19 protein-coding genes and 5 pseudogenes are annotated in these 26,852 nt (G+C 64.1%); 16 read left to right on the forward strand and 8 right to left on the reverse strand.

What is annotated here, in order from left to right:
* Positions 1–360 precede the first annotated feature (360 nt).
* Together RHBS_RS06855 and RHBS_RS06860 are read right to left on the reverse strand one after the other, a co-directional pair.
* Entirely contained in the window at positions 361–1,317 is a 957-nt protein-coding gene (locus tag RHBS_RS06855) for a S9 family peptidase (RefSeq protein ID WP_272913848.1), read from the reverse strand.
* Positions 1,272–2,283: pseudogene (locus tag RHBS_RS06860) on the reverse strand (PHP domain-containing protein). Before RHBS_RS06860 ends, RHBS_RS06855 begins: the two are co-directional and overlap by 46 nt.
* 120 nt (positions 2,284–2,403) lie before the next feature.
* Between RHBS_RS06860 and RHBS_RS06865 the strand changes: the two are divergent.
* Positions 2,404–3,093, forward strand: coding sequence for a YceI family protein (locus tag RHBS_RS06865; protein WP_121871942.1), 690 nt, complete (start codon positions 2,404–2,406; stop codon positions 3,091–3,093).
* Here RHBS_RS06865 and RHBS_RS06870 read toward each other — a convergent pair.
* Positions 3,074–3,977, reverse strand: a pseudogene (locus tag RHBS_RS06870) (sterol desaturase family protein). The gene RHBS_RS06865 and the pseudogene RHBS_RS06870 sit on opposite strands and share 20 nt — an antisense overlap.
* 109 nt (positions 3,978–4,086) lie before the next feature.
* Here RHBS_RS06870 and RHBS_RS06875 point away from each other — a divergent pair.
* The 7 genes and pseudogenes from RHBS_RS06875 (at position 4,087) to tgt (ending at position 13,315) form a co-directional block, all read left to right on the forward strand.
* Positions 4,087–4,722: a heme-binding protein gene (locus RHBS_RS06875; RefSeq protein WP_128645227.1), complete on the forward strand. Its 636-nt coding sequence runs from the start codon at positions 4,087–4,089 to the stop codon at positions 4,720–4,722.
* 60 nt (positions 4,723–4,782) lie between these two features.
* Positions 4,783–5,240, forward strand: a pseudogene (locus tag RHBS_RS06880) (Rrf2 family transcriptional regulator).
* Positions 5,241–5,326: 86 nt separating this feature from the next.
* A complete protein-coding gene (locus RHBS_RS06885; RefSeq protein WP_128645228.1) occupies positions 5,327–5,977 on the forward strand; it encodes a TetR family transcriptional regulator in 651 nt (216 codons plus the stop codon).
* Between the two features lie 2 nt (positions 5,978–5,979).
* Positions 5,980–8,268, forward strand: a complete 2,289-nt coding sequence (locus RHBS_RS06890; RefSeq protein WP_128645229.1) for an MMPL family transporter — start codon at positions 5,980–5,982, stop codon at positions 8,266–8,268.
* An 89-nt stretch (positions 8,269–8,357) separates the two neighbouring features.
* On the forward strand, positions 8,358–10,088 hold the full coding sequence (locus tag RHBS_RS06895; protein ID WP_128645230.1) for an ABC transporter ATP-binding protein: 1,731 nt from the start codon (positions 8,358–8,360) through the stop codon (positions 10,086–10,088).
* A gap of 8 nt (positions 10,089–10,096) precedes the next feature.
* A pseudogene (locus tag RHBS_RS06900) lies at positions 10,097–12,018 on the forward strand (ABC transporter ATP-binding protein).
* A 58-nt stretch (positions 12,019–12,076) separates the two neighbouring features.
* On the forward strand, positions 12,077–13,315 hold the full coding sequence (gene tgt, locus RHBS_RS06905; protein ID WP_121871950.1) for a tRNA guanosine(34) transglycosylase Tgt: 1,239 nt from the start codon (positions 12,077–12,079) through the stop codon (positions 13,313–13,315).
* On the opposite strand, the gene RHBS_RS06910 is transcribed toward tgt, so the two are convergent.
* A complete protein-coding gene (locus tag RHBS_RS06910) occupies positions 13,269–13,925 on the reverse strand; it encodes a pyridoxamine 5'-phosphate oxidase family protein (RefSeq protein WP_128645233.1) in 657 nt (218 codons plus the stop codon). The genes tgt and RHBS_RS06910 overlap by 47 nt on opposite strands.
* Before the next feature lie 170 nt (positions 13,926–14,095).
* Between RHBS_RS06910 and RHBS_RS06915 the strand changes: the two genes are divergently transcribed.
* The 5 genes from RHBS_RS06915 (at position 14,096) to RHBS_RS06935 (ending at position 21,150) form a co-directional block, all read left to right on the forward strand.
* Complete coding sequence (locus RHBS_RS06915) at positions 14,096–14,956, forward strand: hypothetical protein (protein WP_128645231.1); 861 nt, start codon at positions 14,096–14,098, stop codon at positions 14,954–14,956.
* Entirely contained in the window at positions 14,953–15,396 is a 444-nt protein-coding gene (locus RHBS_RS06920; protein ID WP_121871952.1) for a PIN domain-containing protein, read from the forward strand. The genes RHBS_RS06915 and RHBS_RS06920 overlap by 4 nt, the downstream gene beginning before the upstream one ends.
* A gap of 110 nt (positions 15,397–15,506) precedes the next feature.
* Positions 15,507–19,910: an amino acid adenylation domain-containing protein gene (locus tag RHBS_RS06925; RefSeq protein ID WP_237669056.1), complete on the forward strand. Its 4,404-nt coding sequence runs from the start codon at positions 15,507–15,509 to the stop codon at positions 19,908–19,910.
* Between the two features lie 51 nt (positions 19,911–19,961).
* A complete protein-coding gene (locus RHBS_RS06930) occupies positions 19,962–20,438 on the forward strand; it encodes a DUF2231 domain-containing protein (RefSeq protein WP_121871954.1) in 477 nt (158 codons plus the stop codon).
* Complete coding sequence (locus RHBS_RS06935) at positions 20,431–21,150, forward strand: VIT family protein (protein ID WP_121871955.1); 720 nt, start codon at positions 20,431–20,433, stop codon at positions 21,148–21,150. Before RHBS_RS06930 ends, RHBS_RS06935 begins: the two co-directional genes overlap by 8 nt.
* 2 nt (positions 21,151–21,152) lie before the next feature.
* Here RHBS_RS06935 and RHBS_RS06940 read toward each other — a convergent pair whose 3' ends face one another.
* Positions 21,153–22,034, reverse strand: a complete 882-nt coding sequence (locus RHBS_RS06940; protein ID WP_121871956.1) for a M56 family metallopeptidase — start codon at positions 22,032–22,034, stop codon at positions 21,153–21,155.
* Positions 22,031–22,408, reverse strand: a complete 378-nt coding sequence (locus tag RHBS_RS06945) for a BlaI/MecI/CopY family transcriptional regulator (RefSeq protein WP_037187682.1) — start codon at positions 22,406–22,408, stop codon at positions 22,031–22,033. The genes RHBS_RS06940 and RHBS_RS06945 overlap by 4 nt, the downstream gene beginning before the upstream one ends.
* 139 nt (positions 22,409–22,547) lie before the next feature.
* On the opposite strand from RHBS_RS06945, the gene RHBS_RS06950 reads away from it, so the two are divergent.
* The 3 genes and pseudogenes from RHBS_RS06950 to RHBS_RS06960 all read left to right on the forward strand — a co-directional run bounded on the left by RHBS_RS06950 (position 22,548) and on the right by RHBS_RS06960 (position 25,426).
* Positions 22,548–23,402, forward strand: a complete 855-nt coding sequence (locus RHBS_RS06950) for a tryptophan 2,3-dioxygenase (RefSeq protein ID WP_121871957.1) — start codon at positions 22,548–22,550, stop codon at positions 23,400–23,402.
* Positions 23,402–24,609, forward strand: a pseudogene (gene kynU, locus RHBS_RS06955) (kynureninase). Before RHBS_RS06950 ends, kynU begins: the two are co-directional and overlap by 1 nt.
* Positions 24,590–25,426, forward strand: coding sequence for a PaaX family transcriptional regulator C-terminal domain-containing protein (locus RHBS_RS06960; protein ID WP_121871959.1), 837 nt, complete (start codon positions 24,590–24,592; stop codon positions 25,424–25,426). Before kynU ends, RHBS_RS06960 begins: the two are co-directional and overlap by 20 nt.
* Here the strand turns inward: RHBS_RS06960 and RHBS_RS06965 are convergent.
* The gene (locus RHBS_RS06965) at positions 25,423–26,166 is read right to left on the reverse strand and encodes a queuosine precursor transporter (RefSeq protein ID WP_068054742.1); all 744 of its coding nucleotides are present in this window, start codon (positions 26,164–26,166) and stop codon (positions 25,423–25,425) included. The two genes, RHBS_RS06960 and RHBS_RS06965, sit on opposite strands and share 4 nt — an antisense overlap.
* A gap of 78 nt (positions 26,167–26,244) precedes the next feature.
* Complete coding sequence (locus RHBS_RS06970) at positions 26,245–26,844, reverse strand: hypothetical protein (RefSeq protein ID WP_237669058.1); 600 nt, start codon at positions 26,842–26,844, stop codon at positions 26,245–26,247.
* Positions 26,845–26,852: the final 8 nt, after the last annotated feature.

Raw genomic sequence — 26,852 nt, forward strand, 5'->3', positions numbered from 1 at the left:
GGCGCGATCGGAGATTCCGGTCTGCTCCAGCGCATCGATGGACGGCAGAAACTGCGTGCAGGTCTGCTGGTAGAGCGCTTCGCCGGTGACGCCTGAGGTCGCGTCGGTCTGGGGCCGCGGGCTCGGCCGCAGGCGGTACCTCGGAAACAGGAGCGGGCGCGGGCGCAGGTGCTTCGACCGTGGTGCTGGTCGGGTCCGTGGTGGAGGCGACAGCAGATGTGGTCGTAGCCGCGGCGGGTGTGCTCGACGCTTCCTCGGTCGACGGGTCGTTGCTACATCCGGCAACCGAGACGGCGACGATCAGCCCGAGCAATCCGGTCGCGATTTTTCCGTTCATCGCAACTGTGTACCACCTGCGGCTCACAGCAGCGTTTGCGCACGTCCGGTAATGGTGCTCAGCGCCGTCGACCAGGCGAGGTTCTTCGGGTCGAGAAACGCTCCGTGTCCGGCGCCGGGCAGCACGACGAGCTCGGGGTCGGTGCTGCCCGCCTTCGTGGCGGCGTCGACGTAGACGCGGCTCTGGTTCACCGAGACGGTTCGGTCGGCGTCACCGTGCAGCGCGGTCAGTGGAACGTCGAGGGGGAGGTATTCGATGGGTGAGGCGATCTTGTAGCGTCCGGGCACTTCGTTGGGCATACCGCCGAGGAAGGCAGGCACGAACTTGTCGCCGCCGATGTCGGCTGCCCGTTTCATGTCGAAGACGCCGGCCATGATGGTGGCGCTGCGTGGTCGGATCTTCGGTTCTGCGCCCGGTGCGTCGACCGGCATGAGGTGTCGAGCTGCCACCCATGCGGCGAGTTGGCCGCCGGCGGAATGTCCGGCGACATGGACGCGATCGAGATCGAGCCGCCCGTCTGCTGCACCCTGCACGACGGTTGCCAGTGCCTCGGTGGCGTCGTCGACGTCGGAGAGGGTGTTGGCCCAGTTGTTCGGGCCACGCCGATACTCGACGTTCCACACGGCGATGCCCTCGTCGGCGATGGCCGTCGACATCTGCTGGAAGTACGACAGGTCGAGATCTTCCTGCCATCCGCCGCCATGAATCATCACCACCACTGGGAGCGAGGTGGCGTTGTTGTCGGGGAGGTAGAGGTCGCCGATGTTGTCCGGTTCGTACCCGTACTTCAGTCGGATGGGATCCCCGGCCGGGCCCGATACCGGCTGCAGCGCAGCCGAATACGTCTCGGCGGTACTCGGTGATGAGTCGGTGTCGGCCGAACTGCAGCCGACCAACGCGACCGTCAGCAGACCGGAGAGGAAATGACGACGATTCACGCGCGCTGCGCCGTCCACTCGAGCAGTTCGGCAAGGGGCCACGTGTTGATCACACGCTCGGCAGGCACACCCTGCGCTTCGGCGCGGACGCAGCCGTAGCCCTGCCAGTCGAGCTGCCCGGGCGCATGCGCGTCGGTGTCGATGGAGAACAGGCAGCCGCGTTCGAGGGCGATGTCGATCAGTCGCTCGGGGGGGATCCTGGCGCTCGGGTCTGGCATTGATCTCCACTGCGGTGCCGAACTGGCGGCAGCCCTCGAACACCACGGGGGCGTCGAACGTCGATTCGGGCCTGGTGCCGCGGCCACCCTCGACGAGCCGTCCGGTGCAGTGGCCGAGGACGTCGACATGCGGGTTGGCGATGGCGGTGACCATGCGCTTGGTCATGGTCTTGGAGTCGGCTCGCAGGTTGGAATGCACGCTCGCCACCACCACGTCCAGCTCGGCGAGCAGGCCCTCGTCCTGGTCGAGCGATCCGTCGTCGAGAATGTCGACTTCGATTCCGGTGAGGATGCGGAACGGCGCGAGCCGCTCGTTGAGCTCGGCGATCACATCGAGCTGTGCACGCAGGCGCTCGGCGGTGAGGCCGTTGGCAACCTTGAGGCGCGGGGAATGATCGGTCAGAGCGCAGTATTCGTGGCCGAGCCGCGCGGCGGTGCGCATCATTTCCTCGATGGGGCTGCCGCCGTCGGACCAGTTGGAATGGGTGTGCAGATCACCCTTCAATGCGCCGCGAAGTTCGTTGTCTCCGATGGGTTCTGCCGCGTCGCGTTGCTCGCGGAGGTAATCCGGGACGTCCTGGGTCAGAGCCTGGCGAATGATCAGCGAGGTCTTGGCTCCGATACCGGTCAGCGAGGACCAGCTGTCTGCCTTCTCGTGCTCGGATCGTTGTGCGGGCGTGAGGGATTCGACGACATCTGCTGCCCGACGGTAGGCCTTGACGCGATGGGTGTCCGAGCGGGAGCGTTCGAGCCAGAAGCCGATCTCTCGAAGTGCGTCCACCGGATCCATGCGGTCCATTGTGCCTGGCGGTACCGACACGTGTTCACGGGGTAAACGGACAAAACTCTCAGGGAGTTACCAGGTCGCTCACTCCCCATAGGCTTGAAGCTGCAACTACCATCGGCAGTCATGACCAAGAAATGGTGGATCGTAGGAATAGTTGTCGTCGCCGTGGTGGCGCTGGGGCTGTACTTCGGCCCCAAGATCTATGCATCGCTCCAGGAAGACGACGCACCGGCAGCATCGGTGTCCACCTCGGGCGCGCAGGCCGCCAGCACCGAGAGCATCGATGGACGGTGGATCGTCACTCCAGGTGACGCTGCCAACGCGACCGCCGCGGGCTACACCGTCGACGAGCTGCTCAACGGGTCCGATGTCACCGTCGTCGGGTCGACGACCGAGGTCGCAGGCAACGTCGTCATCGCCGACGACACCCTCACAGAGGGGCAGGTGGTCGTCATGACCAACTCGATCAGCACCGACAGTGATCGACGTGACGGCCAGTTCCGCGGCAACATCTTCGACACTGCCACCTACCCGACGGCGACGTTCAACATCGACTCGCCGATCGATCTGTCCTCGCTGCCCAAGGACGGCACCACCGAAACCGTCACCGCCGAGGGCACATTGACGCTCAAGGATCAGACGCGTCCGGTCTCGGTGGAGATGGAGGTGCTGCAGTCCGGTGACACGCTCATCGCGTCGGGCGCAATTCCGACCACGTGGACCGACTACGGCATCGAACCGCCGTCGCTCGGCTTCGTCACCGTGGAGGGCTCGGGAACCGTCGACTTCCTGATCAATCTGAGTCAGCAGTAGCGCGTTCTCTCGCGGCCCCGGGCGTCCATCCCGGCGGTCCGACGAGATATCCGACGCGTTCCTTCCATGACCGCGATGCCGCAACATCCCGCGCGATGTTGCGGTATTCGTGTGTCTGGAGGGTCCAGATGTTGAACGTGTCGACGGGCTTGGTGAGGCCGTAGTTGGGGCGCTCGACCTCCTCGGCGTAGGTACCGAACAGGCGGTCCCAGATGATGAGGATGCCGCCGTAGTTCTTGTCCAGATACTGAGGATCGCGGCCGTGATGGACGCGATGGTGCGAGGGCGTGTTGAAGACGAACTCGAACGGACGCGGCAGCCGGTCGATGCGCTCGGTGTGTACCCAGAATTGGTAGACGAGGTTGATCGAGAAGCCGACGAACACCATCCACGGCGGCATGCCCAGCAGTGGGAGCGGAAGCCACATGATGACCTCGCCGCTGTTGTTCCACTTCTGTCGCAGCGCCGCCGCGAAGTTGAAGTACTCGCTCGAATGATGGGCCTGATGCGTCGCCAGATCAGTCGGGTTCGATGCGCGATGCGGTGATAGCCGTAGAACAGCAGGTCGACGCCCAGGATCAGGATCACCACGTGTACCAGGCGTCGGCCGGGAGATGCCACGGCGCCACGTAGACGTAGATCGCCGTGTAGCCGACTAGGGCGAGCGCCTTCCATGCCGTGGTGGTCGCGATGGACACCAGTCCCATGCTCAGGCTGGAGCGCGCATCCCTGCCGGAATAGCTACCGCGTTCACCGTCTTCGAGCTTCGCGGCCGCAATCCATTCGATTGCCAGCAGCAGTGCGAACGCGGGAATGGCCAGCGCGACGGGATCGCGCAGCGGTTCGGGCAGTGCATTCCACGCCGAACCGATCCAGTCGCTCATCGAACCTCCCGCGTGACAGTGAGAGGTTGAGTGTAACGCTGTCTGCCCAGTTTCCCACGGCTCGTACCGTGGAGGGGCGCACACATCGGTCGAGAGAGCGGAGTCGGACTTGTTGCAGAAAATTGCGTCCACGGTCGGGCAGGTGGGCGAGTCCGTGTTGAGTGTCGTTGGGATTCGAGTCGGTACCGAGGAGCCGCCGCACACGAGCCGTCGACTGACCGATGCGGTGGAGATCCGTCGCTACGAACCACGCATCGCGGCGCAGACCACGGTCGACGCCGATGAGGACGAGGCACGCCAGGAGGGTTTCCGTCGCCTGGCCCGGTACATATTCGGCGGAAACGGGGACAAGCAAAAGGTTGCAATGACCGCTCCCGTCAGTCAGTCGTCCGCAGGCTCGCAGAAGATTGCGATGACTGCCCCTGTGTCGAGCACGCCCGGCAGCACCGGCTGGGTCGTCCGGTTCTTCATGCCGTCCGAGTGGACGATGGACACGCTGCCCACGCCCGACGACGACCGTGTGACGTTGACGGAGGTCCCGGCGGAGACGGTGGCCGTGTTGCGTTTCAGCGGGGGCCGCGGCCGGGGCGACGTCGAACCACAGATGGCTGCGTTGACGGAAGCGTTGCGTGCACACGGCATCGAGATGCTCGGTGAGCCGATGACCTGGTTCTACGATCCTCCGTGGACCTTGCCGCCACTGCGTCGCAACGAGGTGGTCGTGGCGATACCGGAAGGTTCCTGACACGTTGGGGCATTCCGGCAACTGCTCGCTAATTCCCTACTGCAATGGTAGGAATTTAACGTGCACATCACGGCCAAGGCGGACTATGCGTTCGGACGCTCGTCGAACTCGCGGCGGTCGGTGGACAGCGGCCCGCGAAGGCAGAGGCGCTGGCCATGGCTCAGGGCATACCGCACAAGTTTCTCGAATCGGTGCTCTCGGATCTGCGTCGCGCAGATCTGGTGTGCAGTAGGAGGGGGCCCGACGGCGGCTACTGGCTGGCGCGGGAGGCGTCGGACATTTCTGTTGCCGATGTGATGAGGGCCGTCGAGGGCCCGTTGGCGTCGGTGCGCGGTCAGCGGCCCGAGGATGCGGAGTACTTCGGTCCGGCCGAGCCGCTCACTCGGGTGTGGCTGGCGGTGCGTGTCAATCTGCGGGCGGTGCTCGAGGCGGTGTCGCTGGCGGACATCGTCGAGAACGATCTCCCGGACTTCGTCGGAGAGTTGATCAGCGAGCCGACCGCGTGGGCACGTCGATGAGCTGAGTCACATCCATTGCCAGCTGTGGCGCGATCGACAAAAGTGCACTCCACTGCAAACTTGCAGAAGAGTGCAAGTTCCGTAGGTTGGTAAGCGTGACTTCTCCGACGGGCCTTCGTGATCTGAAGAAGGCCGCCACCCGCGACGCCCTCGGCATGGCCGCCGTGCGTCTGGGCAAGGAGCACGGCTTCGACGCGGTCACCGCCGACGCCATCGCGCACGAAGCGGGAGTCTCCACCCGCACGTTCCACAACTACTTCTCCAACAAGGAAGAAGCAGTACTTCACCACATCGAAGTGTCTGCACTCGAATGGTTCGAGCTCCTGCGCGCCAGGCCGTCGACCGAACCGATCTGGGACTCGTTGCGGCACATCGCAATCAACCTCGTCGCGGACCCCGGCCGGGATCTGGACGACACCTTCGCGGCAGCGCGGCTGATCGAGGCCAACCCTGCCCTGATGGCGCGCAAGCTCGAAATGCACCAATCGCTGACCCGCAAGCTCGGCGAGGCCATCGCCGAGCGAACCGGCACCGATATCGACACCGACCTCTACCCCAACCTGCTCCAGATGGCCGTCGGTGGTGCCGTCACCGCAGCACTGAACATCTGGGTCACCGATTGTGCGGGTGCGTCGACGCCCAGGGCACTCATCGAAGACGCCTTCGACCAACTGCGCGCCGGCCTACCGGAACCTCATCCCCATCCCGACTCGTCCGAACCCAACCGAGGAGCTTGACAGTGGCCACCTATCTCTACCGAATCGGAAGATTCGCGTACCGACGCAAGGGCATCGTCCTCGGACTGTGGCTGGCGATTCTGGTTCTCGCCGGAGTGGGCGCTGCGACGCTGTCCGGCCCCACCGCCAACTCGTTCAACATCCCGGGCACACCGGCGCAGGCCGCACTCGACCTGCAGGAGGAGCGCTTCGGCAACGCCGAGGATCCGCTCACCGCAGTCAACGCCGAGTACGTGTTCCAGGCACCCGACGGGCAGACGCTGGACACCCCGCAGTACACCTCGGCCATCGATGCCACCATCGCCGAGATCGAGAAGGTGGACGCCGCGAAGCCCGCGGAAGGTGCTCCGCCGCTGGCGAATCCGGTCGCTGCAAATCAGTCGACCATCGAGCGATACACCGAGGCGGCAGCGGAGGCAGGTACCCCGGCCGACGAGGTTGCAGCCGACGCCGCAGCCACTTCACCGCTGAGTCCCAACGGCAACGTCGGAACGGTCACCGTGCCGATCAACGTCGAGCTCGCCGACGTCACCGACCAGATCCGAACCGAACTCGACGAGGCCGCACAGCCGGCCCGTGACGCCGGATTGACCGTCCTGCTCGGCGGAACCGTCGCGCAGGACACCGCCCCGCCCGGCGGAACGTCGGAACTCGTCGGTCTGGCCGTGGCCGCCGTCGTGCTGCTCATCATGTTCGGATCCGCCGCAGCCGCCAGCCTGCCGCTCATCACCGCCATCGTCGGAATCGGCATCTCGAGCCTGGCGATCACCACCGCATCCGGCTTCGCCGACCTGTCGACGTTCACACCGGTGCTCGCCATCATGATCGGTCTGGCCGTCGCGATCGACTACTCCCTGTTCATTCTGGCTCGCTACAGACACGAGCTGACGCTCACCGACGACCGTGAGGAAGCCGTCGGCCGGTCGGTGGGAACGGCAGGCTCGGCCGTCGTGTTCGCCGGTGCCACCGTGCTCATCGCCCTCGTCGCACTGCGCGTCGTCGGCATTCCGTTCCTGTCGCAGATGGGTCTGGCAGCCGGATTCGCAGTGTTCATCGCGGTCCTCATCGCACTGACATTCCTTCCCGCCATGCTCGGCCTCTACAAGAACAAGGCCTTCGCGGGCAAGATCAAGTTCGTCAACACTGCCGACCCGGAATCTCCCGATGCCAAGCCCACCAACGGACTTCGGTGGGCCAGGTTCCTGGTCAAGCGGCCCGCGGTGGGACTCATCGGCGGCATCGTTCTGCTCGGCGTCATCGCAGGCCCGGCCACCGGACTGTCACTGGCTCTGCCATCCATTGCCACGTCGGATCCGTCCACGCCCGCGCGTCAGGCCTACGACATCGTCGACGAGGGCTTCGGACCGGGACGCAACGGACCTCTGCTGGTCATCGCCGACGCGTCGAACGTGGCCGAGGCCGATCGGACGGCGTCGTTCGGCAAGGTCGTCGAGACCATCACCGGGCAGTCGGACGTCACGAACGCGCAGATCATCGCCGTCAACCCGGCCGGTGACACCGCGCAGATTCTCGTCACGCCGTCGTCCGCGCCGAACAGTGAGCAGACGAAGGATTTGGTGGCGAACCTGCGGGACGCCGAACCGGGCGTGCAGGCCAGCGACGGCGTCTCTTACGGCGTCACCGGCCAGACCGCGCTCGAGCTGGACGTCTCCGAACGACTGCAGGACGCGTTGATTCCGTACCTGGCAGTGGTCGTCGGCCTGGCATTCGTGTTGCTGATGCTGGTGTTCCGCTCCATCCTGGTGCCGCTGACCGCAACACTCGGCTTCCTGCTCAGCGTGCTCGCGACCTTCGGTGCCACGGTGTTCATCTTCCAAGAGGGTGGGCTCGGCCTGATCTCCAACCCGCAGCCGATCGTCAGCTTCATGCCGATCTTCCTGATCGGTGTCGTGTTCGGCCTGGCGATGGACTACCAGGTGTTCCTCGTCTCGCGAATGCGTGAGGAGTTCGTCCACGGTGCCGCCGCCAAGGATGCCGTCGTCAACGGCTTCAAGTACGGCGCACGCGTGGTCACCTCGGCAGCGATCATCATGATCTCGGTGTTCGCCGCGTTCATCGCCGAGCCGGACTCGTTCATCAAGTCCATCGGATTCGCGCTCGCCGCCGCCGTGTTCTTCGACGCGTTCGTCGTGCGTATGGTGCTGATTCCGTCGGTGATGGCTCTGCTCGGCGACAAGGCCTGGTGGCTGCCGAAGTGGCTGGACAAGATTCTGCCGGACGTCGACATCGAAGGTGCCAAGCTGAAGGCCGCACCGGAGAAGAACGCGTAGTTCCCGCCGGCTGGTCGGCCGAAGATTACCCGTAACACTCGAAAAACGGAGAGACTGTTATCCATGTGTACGAGTAATCTTCGGCCATCATGCTGATTCCCCTGCTGCGCACGTATCTGGCTCCGTACAAGATGCCGATCGTCGCGCTGATTCTGCTCCAACTGGTCGCCACGCTGGCGGCCCTGTTCCTGCCCAGCCTCAACGCCGACATCATCGACAAGGGCGTCACCACCGGCGACACGGGCTACATCCTCTCGGCCGGCGGAGTGATGTTGATGGTGTCCGCGGTGCAGATCATCAGCTCGGTGGCCGCGGTGTTCATCGGGGCGCGCGCGGCCATGGGTGTCGGACGCGACCTGCGTGGTGCCATCCTGCATCGCGTAGGCACGTTCTCCGCCCGTGAGGTCGGCCAGTTCGGTGCGCCGTCGCTGATCACCCGCAACACCAACGACGTTCAGCAGGTGCAGTTGGTGATCGTCATGGGGTTCACCATCGTGGTGATGGCCCCCATCATGTGCGTCGGTGGCATCGTGATGTCGCTGCGCGAGGATCTCGGGCTGTCCTGGATCCTGATGATCGCGGTGCCCGGGCTCGCGATCTCGATGGGCCTGATCATCGTCAAGATGGTGCCGGCGTTCCGCTCGATGCAGAAGCGTATCGACGCCGTCAATCGTGTTCTGCGTGAGCAGATCACCGGAATTCGCGTGGTACGAGCGTTCGTTCGCGAGGACTTCGAGATCGATCGTTTCGGGGCGGCCAACAGCGCGCTGACCGATACCGCCCTGCGTGTCGGACGGCTCATGGCCCTGATGTTCCCGACGGTCATGCTCATCAGCAACGTCACCAGCGCTGCCGTCATCTGGTTCGGCGGCCACGCGATCGACGACGGTACGATGCAGATCGGCTCTCTCACAGCGCTTCTGAGCTACATCATGCTCATCCTCATGTCGGTGATGATGGCCTCGTTCATCGCGATGATGGTGCCCCGCGCGTCGGTGTGCGCCGATCGCATCAGCGAGGTACTGGCCACCGAATCCTCGGTCGTGTTGCCCCGCGAGCCCAAGACGTTCGCGTCCTCGCCGGGAACCGTCGAGCTCGTGAACGCCGAATTCTCTTTCCCTGGAGCCGAATATCCGGTGCTGTGCGGGGTGAACCTGACAGCCGAGGCAGGCAAGGTCACCGCCATCATCGGCGGCACCGGCTCGGGAAAGTCCACCCTCGTCAACCTGATTCCGCGACTCATCGACGTCACCGGCGGTGAGGTTCGCGTCGGCGGAGTCGACATCCGCGAACTCGATCTTGACCTGCTGCGCTCCGAGATAGGTCTGATTCCGCAGAAGCCGTACCTGTTCTCGGGCACCATCGCGAGCAACCTGCGCTACGGCAAATCCGACGCCACCGACGAAGAACTGTGGGAGGCACTCGAGATCGCCCAGGGAGCCGACTTCGTTCGCGCCATGCCCGAGGGATTGGAAACACCCGTCGCGCAGGGCGGTACGACGGTCTCCGGCGGTCAGCGGCAACGCCTCGCCATCGCCCGCGCGTTGGTCCGCAAACCCAGCATCTATCTGTTCGACGACTCGTTCTCCGCACTGGACCTCACCACCGACGCCAATCTGCGCGCGGCTCTGAAGGCAGTGACGCGAGATGCATGCATGATCGTTGTCGCTCAACGCGTCTCGACCATCATCGATGCCGATCAGATACTCGTGCTCGACGACGGAAAGCCGGTAGGTGTGGGTACCCACGACCAATTGATGGCCGATTGCCCCACCTACGCCGAGATCGTCGACTCGCAGCACGCCGTGGGTGCACTGTGACCGCGCAGGTGGAGAAGACGGAAGAGAAGGACGCCGCCCCCGTCGCAAAAGCTGTCGTGCCGGGAACCAAGGCCCGCAATTTCAAGGGCTCGTTGCGGCGATTGATCGGCCTGCTTGCTCCCGAGCGAGTGTTCCTGTCGATCATGCTGCGTTCGGTATCGCCAGCACCGTGCTGACCGTCGCCGCGCCCAGCGTCCTCGGACACGCGACCGACCTCATCTTCAACGGCGTCGTCGGCCGCGAGCTCGATCCAGGTCTGACCAGAGACCAGGCCATCGACCAGCTGCGGGCGGAGGGGAACGACTCCGTCGCAGATCTGGTGTCCGGGACGGACCTGACTCCCGGCGCCGGAATCGACTTCGGTGCAGTGGGAACCGTGCTGATGTGGGTCCTGGTTCTGTATGTGTTGTCTGCGGTGCTGGCCTGGGCGCAGGGATACATCCTCAACATCGCGCTGCAGCGTCGAATCCTGTTGCTGCGCGGAAGCGTCGAAGCGAAGGTGCATCGACTGCCGCTGAAGTACTTCGACAACAATGCGCGCGGCGAGACTCTGAGCCGCGTCACCAACGACATCGACAACGTCTCGACCAGCCTGCAGCAGACGCTGAGTCAGTTGATCACCGGCATTCTCACCGTCCTGGGCATCCTCGGCGTCATGATCTGGATCTCACCGCTGCTGGCTCTCGTTGCGGTGCTGACCATTCCGGCGTCGTTCGCGGTCACCGCCGTCATCGCCAAGCGTTCGCAGCCGCACTTCGTCGCGCAGTGGAAGCACACCGGCAAGCTGAACGCGCAGATCGAAGAGACGTACACGGGCCACGAGATCGTCAAGGCCTTCGGTCGTCAGGCGGACGTGGAACGCGAATTCGGCGATCGCAACGAGAAGCTGTTCCAGTCGAGCTTCCGGGCGCAGTTCATCTCCGGCATGATCATGCCCGTCATCATGTTCCTCGGGAACATCAACTACGTGGTCATCGCCGTGGTCGGCGGGCTGCGGGTCGCGTCGGGCACACTCACGCTCGGTGAGGTGCAGGCGTTCATCCAGTACTCGCGTCAGTTCACGCAACCGCTCACCCAGGTGGGTGCGATGGTGAACCTGGTCCAGTCGGGTGTCGCGTCGGCCGAGCGTATCTTCGAGGTCCTCGACGCCGAGGAAGAAGACGCCGACCCCGCCGATGCGGTACGGCCCACCGAGCGCCGAGGACGCGTCGAATTCGACAACGTCTCGTTCGGCTACTCTCCCGACCGCCCGCTCATCGAGAACCTCTCGCTGGTGGCCGATCCCGGGCATCTGGTCGCGATCGTCGGACCGACCGGCGCGGGCAAGACCACCCTGGTGAACCTCATCATGCGGTTCTACGAGATCGATTCCGGCCGAATCACCCTCGACGGCGTCGACACCAGGAAGATGACCCGCGAGGAACTTCGGGCTCGCACCGGAATGGTGCTGCAGGACACCTGGCTGTTCGGCGGAACCATTCGCGACAACATCGCTTACGGAGACCCGAGTGCCAGCGAGGAGGAAATCCTCGAGGCCGCGCGAGTGAGCTACGTCGATCGCTTCGTCCACTCGTTGCCCGACGGCTACGACACGATCATCGACGAGGAGGGCAACAACGTCAGCGCCGGTGAGAAGCAGCTCATCACCATCGCCCGTGCCTTCCTGGCCAAGCCGCTGATTCTCATCCTCGACGAGGCCACCAGCTCGGTCGACACCCGTACCGAACTGCTGGTGCAGAAGGCCACCGCGAAGCTGCGCACCGATCGCACCAGTTTCGTGATCGCGCACAGGCTTTCGACCATCCGCGACGCGGACACCATCGTGGTGATGGAGAACGGCAGCATCGTCGAGCAGGGTAATCACGAGGAACTGCTCGCGGCCAAGGGTGCCTACTTCCGCCTCAATGCGGCTGGCGCCGCAGTGGCATGAATAAGTGCCGCAGAGGGCACTTAACCGCACCACTGCCGCGCAGCGGCATACTGACGCGGTGAGTTCCTCCAGCTTCGGCTTCGATATCGGCACCCGGCTCGACGGTGACCTCGGTCGCACCGGCACCATCCACACCCCGCACGGTGACATCGCCACCCCCGCGTTCATCGCGGTGGGAACCAAGGCGACCGTCAAAGCGGTGCTGCCCGAGGCGATGAAGGAACTCGGCGCGCAGGCTGTGCTCGCCAATGCGTACCACCTGTATCTGCAGCCGGGCTCGGACATCGTCGACGAGGCGGGTGGGCTGGGCAAGTTCATGAACTGGGACGGGCCGACGTTCACCGACAGCGGCGGCTTCCAGGTGATGTCGCTCGGAGTGGGGTTCAAGAAGGTCATCTCTATGGACGCCACGCGCGTGCAGTCCGACGACGTCATCGCCGAGGGCAAGGAACGTCTCGCGCACGTCGACGACGACGGAGTGACGTTCAAGTCCCACCTCGACGGCTCCAAGCATCGGTTCACTCCCGAGGTGTCGATGCAGATTCAGCACCGCCTCGGAGCAGACATCATGTTCGCGTTCGACGAGCTGACCACGCTGATGAATACCCGCGGCTACCAGGAGAAGTCGGTCGATCGGACGCAGGCGTGGGCCAAGCGATGCGTCCTCGAACACGAACGACTCACGGTCGAGCGCGACGACAAGCCGTACCAGGCCCTGTTCGGGGTGGTCCAGGGCGCGCAGTACGAGGATCTACGACGCAAGGCCGCACACGATCTCGAGACCATCACCGGCGAGACCGGTAGAGGATTCGACGGCTACGGCATCGGCGGCGCACTCGAGAAGCAGAACCTCGGCACCATCACCCGGTGGGTGAACGAGGAACTGCCCGAGCACAAGCCGCGGCACATGCTCGGCATCAGCGAGCCGGACGACTTCTTCACCGCCATCGAGAACGGTGCCGACACGTTCGACTGCGTCAATCCTTCACGCGTGGCGCGCAATGCGGCGATCTACGTGCCGACGGGACGCTTCAACATCAACACCGCCAAGCATCGACGCGACTTCACCCCGATCGACGAGAACTGCGACTGCTACACCTGCGCGCACTACACCCGTGCGTACATCCATCACCTGTTCAAGGCCAAGGAGATGCTCGCCTCGACGCTGTGCACCATCCACAACGAGCGCTTCACGGTCAAACTGGTCGACGACATCCGTGCCTCGATCGATCAGGGACGCTTCACGGAATTCAAGACGGAGTTCCTGGGTCGGTTCTATGCTGCGAAGACTGCGTGAGTTGATCTTCGAGCTCCGAAATGCGCTGTAGCAGTTCCTGTTCCCGCTCAGCGGCTTTGCGCTGGTAGACCTCGGACAGCTCCGCGAGGTAGGCCGCGTCGTAGCGGGGGATGATGCTGCGGGTGCAGTTCCAGTCGAAGGCCTCGACGTCGATGACGATGCTGCGCTCGCAGGTAGCGGCGACGGTCATGTCGCCGATCTTTCCGAGCCGGTCCAGTAATTCGGGGTCGTCGGCCTTCTCGACGGTGCGTGCCCGTCCGTAGAGCTTGAGGCGTTGCCGCAGAGGGTAATTCACCAGAAACAGTGCGACGCGGTCATCGTGATCGAGATTGGCCGCCGTGACGTACTGATGGTTGCCGGCGAAATCGGCGAAGCCGAGAGTGTGATCGTCGAGGACCTGCAGGAAGCCTTTCGGCCCACTTCGATACTGGATGTACGGCCACCCGGTCTCGGCGACGGTGGCGATCTGGAACTGATCCAACGTGCGAATCATGGCCTTTTCTCGAGTGTCGAGAGGCGTCGGGCCGTCGTCGGGACGCTCGGTCTGCGAGCCGTAGGCGGTGTAGCTGCCGTCGACCTTCTGCCGGGCAATCGCAGCAGGGCCGAACATCAGATGGTGATAGTGGTTGTTCTGCGGCACGGGGTTCACCTTAGGACACCGGGGCCTCGCGGCAATGGACGTGTCGGAGGCAACTGCAATGATCTTCGACGCGGGATATGTGTCGATCGCGCACAATGGACGAAGACGTCAGAATGCGCCCCAGTGAGAAGGTGATAGCCGTGACCACTCAGTTCGAGTTTCGACTGAAGGGAGTGACTGCACCTGAGGGCGAGCTGGATGCCAACGACCTGATTGCTCTCGTAATGGGTCTCAAGGCAGTTGCTATGAGCATCGGCCGAGGCGAGACCGATGCCGATCGGCTCGGCCGCGCACCCTCACGAGTGCACCGTGTCGCCGATCTTGTCATCGGGTTGGCCCCTGGCAGCACCAAACTTCTTGTTCGCCGCGCGGGAGCTGGTGCGGACGCGTTGGATTTCGATCTGGCAGACGAGGAAGGCTTCGACGCAACATTCCAGAAGTTGGTGGAATCGATCGGTCTCGACCATCGGCCAGACTGGGTGAGTGATTCGCTTTCGAACGCGGCCGGTGAATTGGTATCGGCGCTTCGCCGCGCTGCCCCGGAGGTCGAGTTCAAAGCCGATGGACTGACTGTGCAGACATTCGATACGGCTGCACTTCGACCCGAGACCTGGCAGGTCGCAACTGGCGTGTCGACCGAACTCCGCACCTTCATCGGACGCCTGTATTCGGCGAACCTACACACGCACCGCTTTCAGGTGGAGGATGACGCCGGTAACCAAGTCGCTCTCCCCGATGTGGCCGACGACTCGGGACTCGGTCCATTGCTCGGCAGGTACGTGACCGTGACCGGTAGCCCGGAAGCCGACGCGGGCGGACAGTTGAAGAGGCTGTTGAATGCCAGGATCGTTGCCCTTCCCGAAGCAGTAGCAGAGACAGGTGTTCCCGACCCGGTCTCCCTCGGAGACATCTTGGCTGCTGCCTCCGGTATCGAGTCCGGGGGGATCGACGGGGTGAGCGACGATGAAGCTGACGCATTCTTTGCGGCTATCGGGCTATGACCCGGTCCTCTAGCCGGGCTGCTGTTCTCGTTGATACCGACGTGTTCAGCATCCTGTACATCGACCCGGTCAAGGCTGCGAATCGTGGCCTTCCTGTCGAACAACTCCGTGCACAACTGGCTGGACTTCAGGTTGTGATTGCCTTCCAGACGAGGGCAGAGGTACTCGCGGGAGCGATGGTGGGCAGTTGGGGTGAGCGCAAATTGGCCGACACCCGGGCAAAGCTCGACTCGGCTCCTACGATTTCGATCGACAGTGGAGTCGTGGATGCTTACGCGTCTTTGACCGCTGCATGCAGGCGTGTAGGCCATGCGCTGCACGACAAGATTCACACCGGTGATCGTTGGATCGCAGCATGCGCGATCTCGAAGGAGGTGCCGTTGCTGAGCCTGGACGGCATCTATGCGGGAGCGCCGGACTTGGCTCTGCTCGGAGGTTGAGCGGCCGCCTCGCACGGGCACACACCGGATCGGAGCGTACGGTGGTACTACCGACTGTGTAGTAGAAGATTTGCCCTGGGGGGAACACCATGTCCGACGACGCCCTACCTGTGAGTTCGTCCCAGGCCGACATCTGGATTGCCCAACAGTTCATGCCGGACGTGCCCTTCACCATTGCGTACTACGTCGACATCATCGGCGCTGTGGACCTCGATGTGCTGTTCGAGTGTGGCAGTCGAGCGCATCGAGAGTTCTCGTCGTCGACGATGCGAATCATCGAGGTCGACGGCACCCCGATGCAGCGGTTCGAGCCTCGGGAGACCGAATCGGTCGAGATCCTCGACTTCCGCGGCCGCGACCGTCCGGCCGATGCGGCCACGCAGTGGATGAACGACGATTGCCGCACGCCCTTCTCCATGGACAGTCAGCTCGTGCGGTTGCGGGTCCTTCGAGTCGGCGACGATCGAGTGTTCTGGTACACCCGAGCCCATCACATCGCGCTCGACGGGTATGCCTCCATGAAGGTGCTCGAGCGGGCGGCGGCCCTGTATGCCGCCGCGTCTGGTGGCGTCGAGCCTGCGGCCATCGATCCGACGACCCCGGCCGCGCTTGTCGCCGAGGACGAGCGCTACCGCACCTCCACCCGCGCACGACGTGATCGAGCGCATTGGGAGTCGACCGACCTGGGATATGCCGAGCCCCTCGGCCGGACTGCTCGGCCCGCGTCGGTGCCGATCGTCGTCGGCGAGGATCGTACGGTTTCTCCGACCGCCCCGGGGCATGCGACGTCGACGGTGGTGATCGCGGCATTCGCCGCGTACCTGGCGCGTATGAACGACACCGACGACGTGGATCTGTCGTTGCCGGTCTCGGCGCGGCCGACAGCGATGTTGCGCCGGGCCGGGTCCTCGCTGTCGCATGTGGTGCCGTTGCGGTTGCCGGGCGTCGGATCGGCGACGGTGAACAACGTGATCAAGTCCACCGAGGTGGCCATCGGTGCCGTGCTCCGGCATCAGCGCAGCAGACCGCCGGCATCCGAGAGTGGACATGCGCTGCGCGCAGGGCGTTTCGGGCCGACGATCAACGTGATGATGTTCGCGAACACTGTGGCCATCGGCGAGTTCGACGGTGAGATCGACATTCTGACCACGGGCCCGGTGTCGGACCTCGCCGTCAACATCTACCCCGGTCGGGGTGGAGAGCGGCCGCGCATCGACTTCGAGGCCAACTCGACCGTCTACACGCCGAGCGACCTCGCTCGCCACCACCAACGGTTTCTGCACTTTCTCGACCGTTTTGCCGAATCCGACTGCGGTGACACGGCAGTGGCAGACCTCGACCTGTTCCTGCCCGACGAGTCCCGTACGACCCCCGCGTCGGTGGGCGCGGCCGCGGCTGAGCAGGGATCACTGAACGACGTGTTCTCGGCGGCAATCGCGGAGCACGGCAATCGAATTGCCATCCAGGACGCCGGCGCCTCGATCACCTACGGAGAACTGGCCGCAAGAGTCGACGCACTCGCATCCACCTTGAACGCCCGAGCAATCGGCACAGAGGACCGGGTCGCCGTGCGCGTCGGCCGATCCGTCGAGGGCGTCGTCGCGTTCTGGGCGATCGCACGAGTGGGTGCGGTGTACGTCCCGGTCGACCCGAATCACCCCCGCGAACGCGCAGAGTTCGTGCTGCGTGACAGCGGAGCGGTGTTGGGCCTGTGCACCGGAGGCACCGAGTTGGGTGAGGTGGAGTGGCTGACCGTCGATGGCGTTCTCGCAGAAAGAGACTCGAACGATGTCGCCGCGACGACCGCACCGCACAACGCTGCGTACGTCATCTACACCTCCGGATCCACCGGCACCCCCAAGGGTGTAGTCGTCACCCACAACGGTATCGGCGCTCTGGTGCAACAGATTCGGAGCAGCTACGACCTGAACGTCGAGTCCCGAGTCTGTCACCTTGCCTCGCCCGGATTCGACACGGCCATTGTCGAGGTGTTGGCCGCAGCGACAGCAGGTGCGGCAGTGGTGATCGCGCCGCCGGACAGCTACGGCGGCGCGGAACTGTCGGAACTGATTGCTCGGCAGGCGGTTACGCATCTGCTGATCACACCCTCGGCGCTGGCCACGTTGAATCCCGAAGCACTGGCGGGCGTCGGGACGATCATCATCGGCGGCGAAGCAGCACCGCAGGATACGGTCGACCGCTGGTCGGTGGGTCGACGACTGCTCAACGCCTACGGCCCCACCGAGACGACCTGCAGTGTCACGATGACCGCCCCATTGCACCCGGGCAGCGCGGACGGAATCGGTCGAGCCATGGTGGGAGCGGTGATTCACCTCCTCGATCGCACGCTGCGACCTGTTCCGTCGGGTGCGGTCGGCGAAATCTACATCGAGACGCCCGGCGTCGCGCGCGGATATCTCGGTCGCACCCTGGAAACAGCAGCGCGCTTCGTCGCGAACCCGTTCAGCAGCAGCGGGAGTTGGATGTTCCGCAGTGGAGATCGGGCGCGTCTGCGCGGCGACGGAACGCTGGAGTTCCTCGGCCGCATCGACGATCAGATCAAGATCCGGGGAAATCGCGTCGAACTGGGCGAGATCGACGCAGCGCTGCGGGCGTGGCCGGAGGTCGCTGCGGCGTCATCGGCATTGCGCCGCAGTCACACTGGGGACATGCGTATCGATGGTTACGTCGTTGCCGCGAACAGCGAACACGTGCTCGACACCGAGCACATTCGCAAGGATCTTGCCGGGCGATTGCCTGCCCACATGGTGCCGGCGACGATCTCGATTCTCGACGAGATTCCGCTGACGATCAATCGTAAGGTCGATCGCGGCGCACTTCCTGTTCCGAGCCTGACCGCTCCGACGACCGGCCCTCCGGTCGAGCCGTCCGGTGCCACCGAGGAGATGGTGGCGGCAGCGTTCGTACGCGTCCTCGGCAGGGACGGTATCGATTGCGCTGCGTCGTTCTTCGATCTCGGAGGTGACTCACTGGCCGCGACCAGAGTCGTGTCGGCGGTGCGGGCCGAGGAATCGGTGGACATCGGTGTGCGAGACCTCGTCGAGGCCCCGTCCGTTCAGGCTTTGGCGGCGCTGATCGATACGCGTTGCCATGTTGGACTGCAACAGAATTCGCGGCCCGAACGAGGTATGTCGCAGGCCGTGGCCGCGATTCCGCTGGCTCCGCAGCAACGCCACATCGATCGAAGTGCTCAGTTACCGCTGTCCAACCTGCCGTTCACGGTCGCGATTTCCGGGGAGTTCCACGCCGCGGCAGCCTCGCAGGCGTTGACCGATCTGATCGAGCGACACAGCACTCTGCGGACGCGCTACCCGGACCTCGATGGGGTTCCGGCTCAGGTCGTCGAGTCGGATTCTGCTGCGGTGACACCGAATCTCGACGTTGTCGACTTCGATGACGCCGCGGTGACGCAGACCCTGCAGCACCCCTTCGACGTGCGCACCGAGTTCCCGATCCGCGCTCGCCTGTTCGCCGTAGCGCCCGATCACCACGTGCTGGCGTGCGCCGTTCACCACATCGCAGCGGACGGGTGGTCTCTCGGGCTGCTGGCGTCGGATTTCGTACTGGCTTATCAGACCAGGATGGCCGGCAGTGCACCGTCATGGTCCGAATTACCCTTGCAGTACGCCGATTACAGCGTCTGGGCCGCCGATCGGGATGTATCGGCCGACATCGAGTTCTGGCGCGCGGAACTCGCAGGTGTCCCCAACAGCACCGGGTTGCCGTTGGACCGGCCACGTACACAGGAGTGGGATTTCTCCGGTGCGCGCACATCGCTTCGCTTCGATGCACCCGCCACGGAGAAAATGACCGATCTTGCCCAGCGTTGCGGGACAGGACGATTCACCGTGCTACGCGCAGCACTGCTGATTCTGCTCGCGGAGGTGACAGACTCCACCGATATCGTCGTCGGGACCCCGGTTGCCGGACGCGACGATCCGAGGCTCGAGCAGGTGGTCGGTACCTTCACCAACACCGTCGCGATCCGGACGGACATCGCGTCCGCTTCGACCGTCGACGACGTCGTGCAGGCGGCGCGGGCGAGCGAACTGCGGGCCTTCGATCATGCAGCGGTGCCGTTCGAGGATGTCGTCGCTGCCATCGCTCCTGACTCGACGGATGCGCGTCATCCGATTTTCCAGGTGGCACTGTCGTTGGATGTCTTCACCGCCGCAACGCTCGAACTTGGGGACACGCGTGTCGAGATCACGCCCCGACCGATCGACATCGCGAAATGCGACCTCCATCTTCACGTCACCGAACGGCGGGACGACCAAGGGAAGACAGGAGTGGAGCCCGCGGAACGACCCAGGGGCGCTATCTGTACGGAGATCGATATCGTCTATCCCACAGCATTGTTCGACGCGAATACCGTTGTCGCGCTGGGACGGAGTCTCGAGCAGGTCGTGTATGCGATGGTCGCAGAACCCGACTCGGCGTGGCGGGATCTGGCAGCCCTCGATCCATCCATGCAACTACTACACAACGTGTAGCATGTGTTGTGCGTGAGGTGCACGCGACTTTCCAAGCCAGGGGGAGAACGCATGTCCACCTTCAACGGCCTACCGGCCCACATTCTTCTCGTTCACTTCATCGTGGTGCTGGCACCGTTGACCGCGCTGCTCGCCATCACGGCCAGTATCTGGACCGGTGTGCGCAGCCGTCTCGTGTGGCTCATCGCAGCCCTGGCGGTGTTCACGTTGGTGTTGACGCCGCTGACGACCGAGGCAGGCGAGTGGCTCGAGAAGCGCGTCCCCGAGACCGCTGCGGTCGAACAGCACGCCGAGATCGGCGACTGGATGATCTTCTTCTCCGTCGGTCTTGTGGTCGTCGCCGCGGCGCTCGTGTTCCTGCATGTACGTGAGCGTCGGGGCAATACCCCCGTGCGCTGGCAGTCGATTGCGGTGGTGGTCTTGGCTGTGCTGATCGGAGCGACCACAATCATCCAGGTGTACAGAATCGGTGAGTCCGGCGCGCGCGCCGCATGGGATGACGTGTCAGCGACGGCCGTCGATGAGTGAGCCCGAGCCGGGCCTGCACGAGCACGAACCGCACGGTGATCTGTCTGGCCGGCTGAACTGGCTGCGGGCAGGCGTGTTGGGTGCGAACGACGGCATCGTCTCCACTGCCGGCCTGGTCGTCGGTGTCGCAGCCGCCACCACCGACACAGGGGCGCTGCTCACAGCTGGTGTTGCGGGGCTCGTCGCGGGTGCTGTCTCCATGGCGCTCGGGGAGTACGTCTCGGTGAGCACGCAGCGTGACGCCGAACGATCCCTGTTGATCAAGGAGCGGCGGGAGCTGGCCGAGGAACCCGAGGAGGAGTTGGCCGAGCTGGCTGCGCTCTACGAGGCCAAGGGGCTGTCGACGGAGACTGCGCAGAAAGTTGCGCAGGAACTGACCGACCACGATCCGTTTGCCGCACACGTGGATGTCGAGTTGGGAATCGACCCGGACGCGCTGACCAATCCGTGGCAGGCGGCCGCGTCGTCGGCGGTGTCGTTCGTCAGTGGCGCGCTGCTGCCGCTACTGTCCATCCTGCTGTTTTCCGCGTCGCTGCGCGTCCCGGTGACATTCGTCGTGGTACTGGTAGCTCTGGCACTGACCGGAAGTATCAGCGCACGTCTCGGCGGTGCGCCTGCTCGGCCGGCAGTGAGCCGGGTCGTCATCGGTGGTGCAATCGCGATGGCCGTCACCTATGCGATCGGCCAACTCGCGGGCGTCGCGGGTATCTGAGATCAGCGGAAGATCGAGGTGGCGGCTTCTCCGGTTTCGGGGGCCACTACATCTTGAACGACATCGAACAGTGCCGTGGATATGACGGTGAACGCGAGGATCAGCACCAGCCCGGCCGCGAGGATTCCGCGATCATGGCGGTGCCGTGGTGGTTCGCTCAGCGCTTGCACGCGGCGTACGACGTCGCCGCCGGTACTGGCGAGCGTGCGGGTTCCATGGTCGAGTTGTTTCCGAAGCAAGGCGGTTCTGGCGATGGCAGACAACGTGTCTCGCCGGCCGAGAGACGCTGCGCTCTCGTCTGCCTGACGCTCCGCCGCGTGCCGGACTTTCGAGGGCACCGGCCGAAGAATGGGATTCAGTCGAGCCGCGATTTCACACATCTGGATCCACACGCTGTGGCGATGTCGTAGGTGCGCGCGCTCGTGCTCGACCACCGCGCGTAATTCGTTGTCCGACAGAGCCTCAGCGAGGCCGGTGGTGATCACGACGGCGCCTCCGCCGGAGGGAACGGCGAAGGCGTCGGGAACCTCGGAGTCGACCACGACGATGCCGCCCGTCGCCCGCGCCTCGTCGCCGAATTCGGATGCGATCGACGCGCCGACGGCGACGCGTCGAACATGGCGGGCGACCTCGACCACACGCCAGAACATCCACGCGGAAATGATGATTCCCACCGCTGTCCAGGCAATCTCACCTGACGCCAGCAGCACCGCAGCGAGCGCGCACATGGACGCCGCCACGGAGAATGCGGTCACCATCGACAGGATGGGCAACAGGACGACGGCGGTCGACGGATTGAGTCGACGGTCGAGTTGATCGGCTCCGAATCCCAGCAGCAGCGACAGCGCCCACGGCAGCACGGCAACGACCAGGAGCAGGGTCATGGGTGTTGCTCGGCTGCGTCCGACTTGGCCAGCAGTTCGCGCAGCGTCGCCTCGTCCTCGGGGTCTAGTGCGGCCACGAAGCTGGCCAGTACGTCTGCGCGTTCGGCTCTGGCACCGAGTTCGGTGCGCATCCGCATCGCGGCCCGAAGCGCGGGGATCTCGTCGACCGGGGCGTTGAGGGTGTAGACGAAGGACCGCCCGCGCCGCTCGCGATCGACCAGGCCTTTGCCGTGCAGGCGCACCAGAGCGGTCATGACCGTGGTGTGGGCGAGATCGGAGCCAAGGTGCTCGCGGGCTTGGGCCACCGAGAGTTCCGTGTGCTCGCCGAGCAACTCGAGGATCGACTCCTCCAACTGTCCGGACGCTCTACGCACTGCGATTCCTCACTCGAGTCGGTACTTCGAGGATAGGCGACGGGTGGCGTTCACGAAACCGGTCTATGTCGTATTACTGGCGGGCGGCACAATGATGTAATACGCTGGCTTCACCAGCCCATCACCTCGAGGACCAGCCATGAGCGTCGAAGGCAATACCCGCGCGATAGAGAAGACCGTCGTCACCGACTTCAGCGACCGTATGAGTTACGGCGCGTACCTGGACCTCGACACGTTGCTCAGCGCCCAGAAGCCGGTGAGCACCCCCGAGCATCACGACGAACTGCTGTTCATCATTCAGCACCAGACCACCGAACTGTGGCTCAAGCTGGTACTGCACGAGACCCTTGCCGCGCGAGCAGCTCTCGATGCCGACGACATCGGTACCGCGCTGAAATGTGTGGCCCGGGTCAAGCACATCCAGAAGACGTTGACCGAGCAGTGGTCGGTACTGGCCACACTGACGCCGACGGAGTACTCGCAGTTCCGTGATTTTCTCGGCAACTCGTCGGGCTTTCAGTCGTATCAGTACCGGGCGGTGGAGTTCGTGCTGGGCAACAAGAATGCGGGCATGCTGACGGTCTTCGAGTCCGATCCGGCTGCTTATGAACAGCTTTCGACTCTGTTGTATCAACCGAGCCTCTACGATGCCTTCTGGCAGTCGCTGGCGCGGCAGGGGTACGACGTACCGGCATCAGCGCTCGATCGCGATGTCACCGCGGCATACACGTTCAACGAGGACCTGATGCCGCTGATCAAGTTCGTCTACGAAAACCACACCGAACATTGGGCGGTGTACGAGGCCTTCGAAGAGTTCGTCGATCTCGAGGAGAACTTCCAGCTGTGGCGCTTCCGTCATATGCGTACGGTGCTGCGAACCATCGGAATGAAGAGCGGGACGGGAGGATCGAGTGGCGTCGGATTCCTGCAGAAGGCACTCGAACTCACCTTCTTTCCCGAATTACTCGCTGTGAGAACGGAAATCGGACGATGATGGAACGCGTAGACGAACTCGACGCCCAGGATCCGCTCCGGAGCTACCGCGACAAGTTCCTCGGCAGTGACGATCCGTCGATCAGCGCATATCTCGACGGCAACTCGCTGGGCCGGCCCACCAAGCCAGCGTCGAACGGATCAACACCTTCATGACGCAGGCCTGGGGTGGACGTTTGATCCGTGGTTGGGACGAGCAGTGGTTCGATCTCCCCGTCACCATCGGCGACGCCCTGGCCGACGCCACCCTGGGGGCCGCGTCCGGTCAGACCACCATCGGCGATTCGACGACGGTATTGCTGTACAAACTGGCGCGGGCGGCGATTGCCATGCGGCCGGGCCGCACCGAGATCGTCATCGACCGTGACAACTTTCCGACCGATCGATACTTGCTCGAAGGCATTGCAGCAGAGCTGAATATGACCCTGCGGTGGATCGAGACTGACCGCCGCGGTGGTATCGAACCGGAACAACTCGCCGAGGTGGTGGGGGAGAACACCGCCTTGGTGGTGATCACCCATGTCGCCTACCGTTCCGGCTTCCTCGTCGACGTGGCCGAGGCGACGCGCATCACGCACGCTGCCGGAGCTTTGATGCTGCTGGACGTGTGCCACTCCGTTGGATCGGTACCGCTCGAACTCGATTCCTGGGGAGTGGATCTGGCCGTCGGGTGCACCTACAAATACCTCAACGGAGGCCCGGGATCACCGGCCTTCGCGTACGTGCGCAGTGATCTTCAAGGCGATTTCGTCCAACCGATCTGGGGCTGGATGGGTCGCGCCGATCCGTTCGAGATGGCGCAGGGTTACGTTCCGGCACAGGGTATTCGACGCGTCATCAGCGGCACGCCGTCGGTGTTCGGGATGATTGCGATGCAGGACACCATCGAGATGATCGCCGAGGTGGGGATGGACGCGATACGCGCGAAGTCCGTCGCACTCACCGAATACGCCCTCGAACTCGTCCGCGAGATGCTGATACCGCTCGGGGTGGAGATCGCCTCACCCGAGGACTCGAATCGACGCGGCGGTCACGTCACCATCGACCATCCCGAGTTCAAGGCGATCACCGCTCGCCTGTGGGAGCAGGGCGTCATCCCGGATTACCGCGCTCCGCAGGGTATTCGCCTGGGATTGAGCCCTCTCAGTACCTCGTACCGAGAGGTGTATCTGGGAATCGTGGCGATCCGTGACGAACTCCGCGCCTAGCACTGCCGGGGCCATCCTCGACGACTTCGACTCTCGTCCGGGAAGCGCCACCTCGTTGGTGCGTACCGTGCTCGGGGCCTACATTCGCCCCCTCGGCGGGTGGTTCGCCATCGCCGATTTCGTCGTCTGGATGGACGCACTCGGAGTGCCACCGGAGAGCACGCGCATCGCGGTGGCCAGGTTGAAGAAGAAGGGCGTCGTCGCATCGAGTAATCGAGACGGCCGCACCGGCTATCGCATCACCGAGCAGGCCGACGCCATGTTCGCGCGCGGCGACGGTCGGATCTTCGGGTTCCGGCGGATGGCAGACGGCGATCCGTTTCGGCTCATCTCGTTCACCATCCCCGAGACCCAACGCGCCGCGCGCCACCAACTGAGGCGTCGACTCACCGGAATAGGCTGCGGCACAGTCTCGCCCGGTCTGTGGATCGCACCCGAATACCTCGCGGGTGAGGCGGGCGACATCATCGACGCGTTGGAGTTGTCGGAGTACGTGACGAGCTTCGTCGCCTCCGAGGTAGCGCCACCCGCCTCACTGCGTCAGAGCGCCGCCCAGTGGTGGGACCTGGCGGGCATCGCCGATCGGCACCGGGCATTCCTGGCCACCTACGACTCCGATGTCCCGGCCGAAGATACTCGCGACGCGTTCGTCACGTTCGTGCCGCTGCTCGACGAGTGGCGAGTCATCCCCTACGTCGACCCGGGCCTCCCGCCGTCCATGACACCGGAGGACTGGCCGGGAACCCGGGCCGTCGAGAGCTTCGAGGCAGCGCGAGAGCGCTATCTCGAGGTCAGTCGAGAATGGGTCGCGAGCTAACTGCTCTGGTACGACGGTTCGCGCTTCTTGATGTACGAGATGACGCGGTACGTGATGGGAAGGACGAGGACCTCGACGAGTGTCTTCCACAGGAATCCGACAACGACGTAGTTGATGAAGTCGGTCCACGTGCTGATGCCGATGACGCCGGCGGCGATGGCGCAGAAGATCAACGTGTCGAAGAATTCGCCGACGACGGTCGAGCCGATCAGGCGCGCCCACAGGTGCTTTTCCTTGGTGCGTTCCTTGATCTTGACCAGGACGTAGGAGTTGAGCAGCTGGCCGACGGCAAAGCCGGCGAGACCGGCGAGGACGAGTCGGGGGACGACACCGACAACGGTTTCGAGTGCCTCTTGGTTCTCGTAGAACGAGGCGGCGGGAAGTTCGATGGCGATCCAGAAGCACACCGAGGTGAGGATCAGGGAGCCGAAACCGAGGTAGATCGCGCGGCGTGCGGCCTTGAAGCCGTAGACCTCGCTGAGGACGTCGCCGAGGATGTAGGCGAGGGGGAACAGGAAGAATGCGCCGTCGGTATTGATCGGCAGGATCTGCAGTGGTCCGAGCATGACGTCGGAGGAGGCGAAGAAGGCGACACCTTTGCTGGCGGCCACGTTCGAGATCAGCAGCGTCGCGACGAAAAGCGCGACGATGGTGGGGTAGTAGCCCCGGCTGATGTGAGCGAACGTGGCCTGCCCAGACTCGGTGCCGCCGTTGGCGGCGGTGTGTTCGGTAGTAGTCACTGCTCGATCCAAGCACCGAGACGACGATGGGCGCGAATCCCGGGTGAGGGATGCGCGCCCATCGAGGCGGATCTCAGGTCAGGCGACGTGTCCGCGCACCGTGACGCGGTAGGCGTAGGTTCCGGCGATGATCGTGATCGGGATGGAGGCCAGCAGACCGATGCCGAGCAGGAGTGCGCCGACGATGTTGATGCCGACCAGGGCGAGTGCGAGCACGAAGAGGGTCCCACCGTTGGACGCGATCGCCTGAGCGCTCGCCTTGATGGCGGGGATCGGCTCGTCGCCGCGGTCGATGACGAACTGGAAGGTCCACCACGTGAAGAACGTGATGACGAGTCCGGGGATGATCAGCAGCACGAAGCCGATGCTGGTTGCGATGCCGACGAGGACGCCGGCGATGACGACGGACACGACGTTGCCGAACTGGAAGAAGGACCCGAACGCGGGCTTGATCCCGTCCACCTCGTGCAGAGCGCCGCGGACGAGTGCCGCCTGGATGAGGAGCGCGACGACTCCGACGATGACACTGAAGATCAAGCCGAGGACGAAGTTGTCGGAGCTCAACACGAAGTTCAGGACGCCCTGGATGATCGCGGCGATCAGGACGATGCCGACCCAGACGAGGGCGTTGTCCTTGAACTTGTTGAATGCGTAGCCGATGGCCGTTCCCACGGACAGCTGCGTCG

Origin of the sequence: Rhodococcus sp. BS-15, from assembly GCF_000813105.1 — a bacterium.
Classification (GTDB): Bacteria; Actinomycetota; Actinomycetes; order Mycobacteriales; family Mycobacteriaceae; genus Rhodococcoides.

Coding starts and splice junctions, on each gene's coding strand:
- RHBS_RS06895 (WP_128645230.1), top strand. CDS start 8,358: ATGCTGATTCCCCTGCTGCGCACGTATCTGGCTCCGTACAAGATGCCG.
- RHBS_RS06930 (WP_121871954.1), top strand. CDS start 19,962: ATGTCCACCTTCAACGGCCTACCGGCCCACATTCTTCTCGTTCACTTC.
- RHBS_RS06910 (WP_128645233.1), bottom strand. CDS start 13,925: ATGTTCGGCCCTGCTGCGATTGCCCGGCAGAAGGTCGACGGCAGCTAC.
- RHBS_RS06865 (WP_121871942.1), top strand. CDS start 2,404: ATGACCAAGAAATGGTGGATCGTAGGAATAGTTGTCGTCGCCGTGGTG.
- RHBS_RS06935 (WP_121871955.1), top strand. CDS start 20,431: ATGAGTGAGCCCGAGCCGGGCCTGCACGAGCACGAACCGCACGGTGAT.
- RHBS_RS06950 (WP_121871957.1), top strand. CDS start 22,548: ATGAGCGTCGAAGGCAATACCCGCGCGATAGAGAAGACCGTCGTCACC.
- RHBS_RS06940 (WP_121871956.1), bottom strand. CDS start 22,034: ATGACCCTGCTCCTGGTCGTTGCCGTGCTGCCGTGGGCGCTGTCGCTG.
- RHBS_RS06920 (WP_121871952.1), top strand. CDS start 14,953: ATGACCCGGTCCTCTAGCCGGGCTGCTGTTCTCGTTGATACCGACGTG.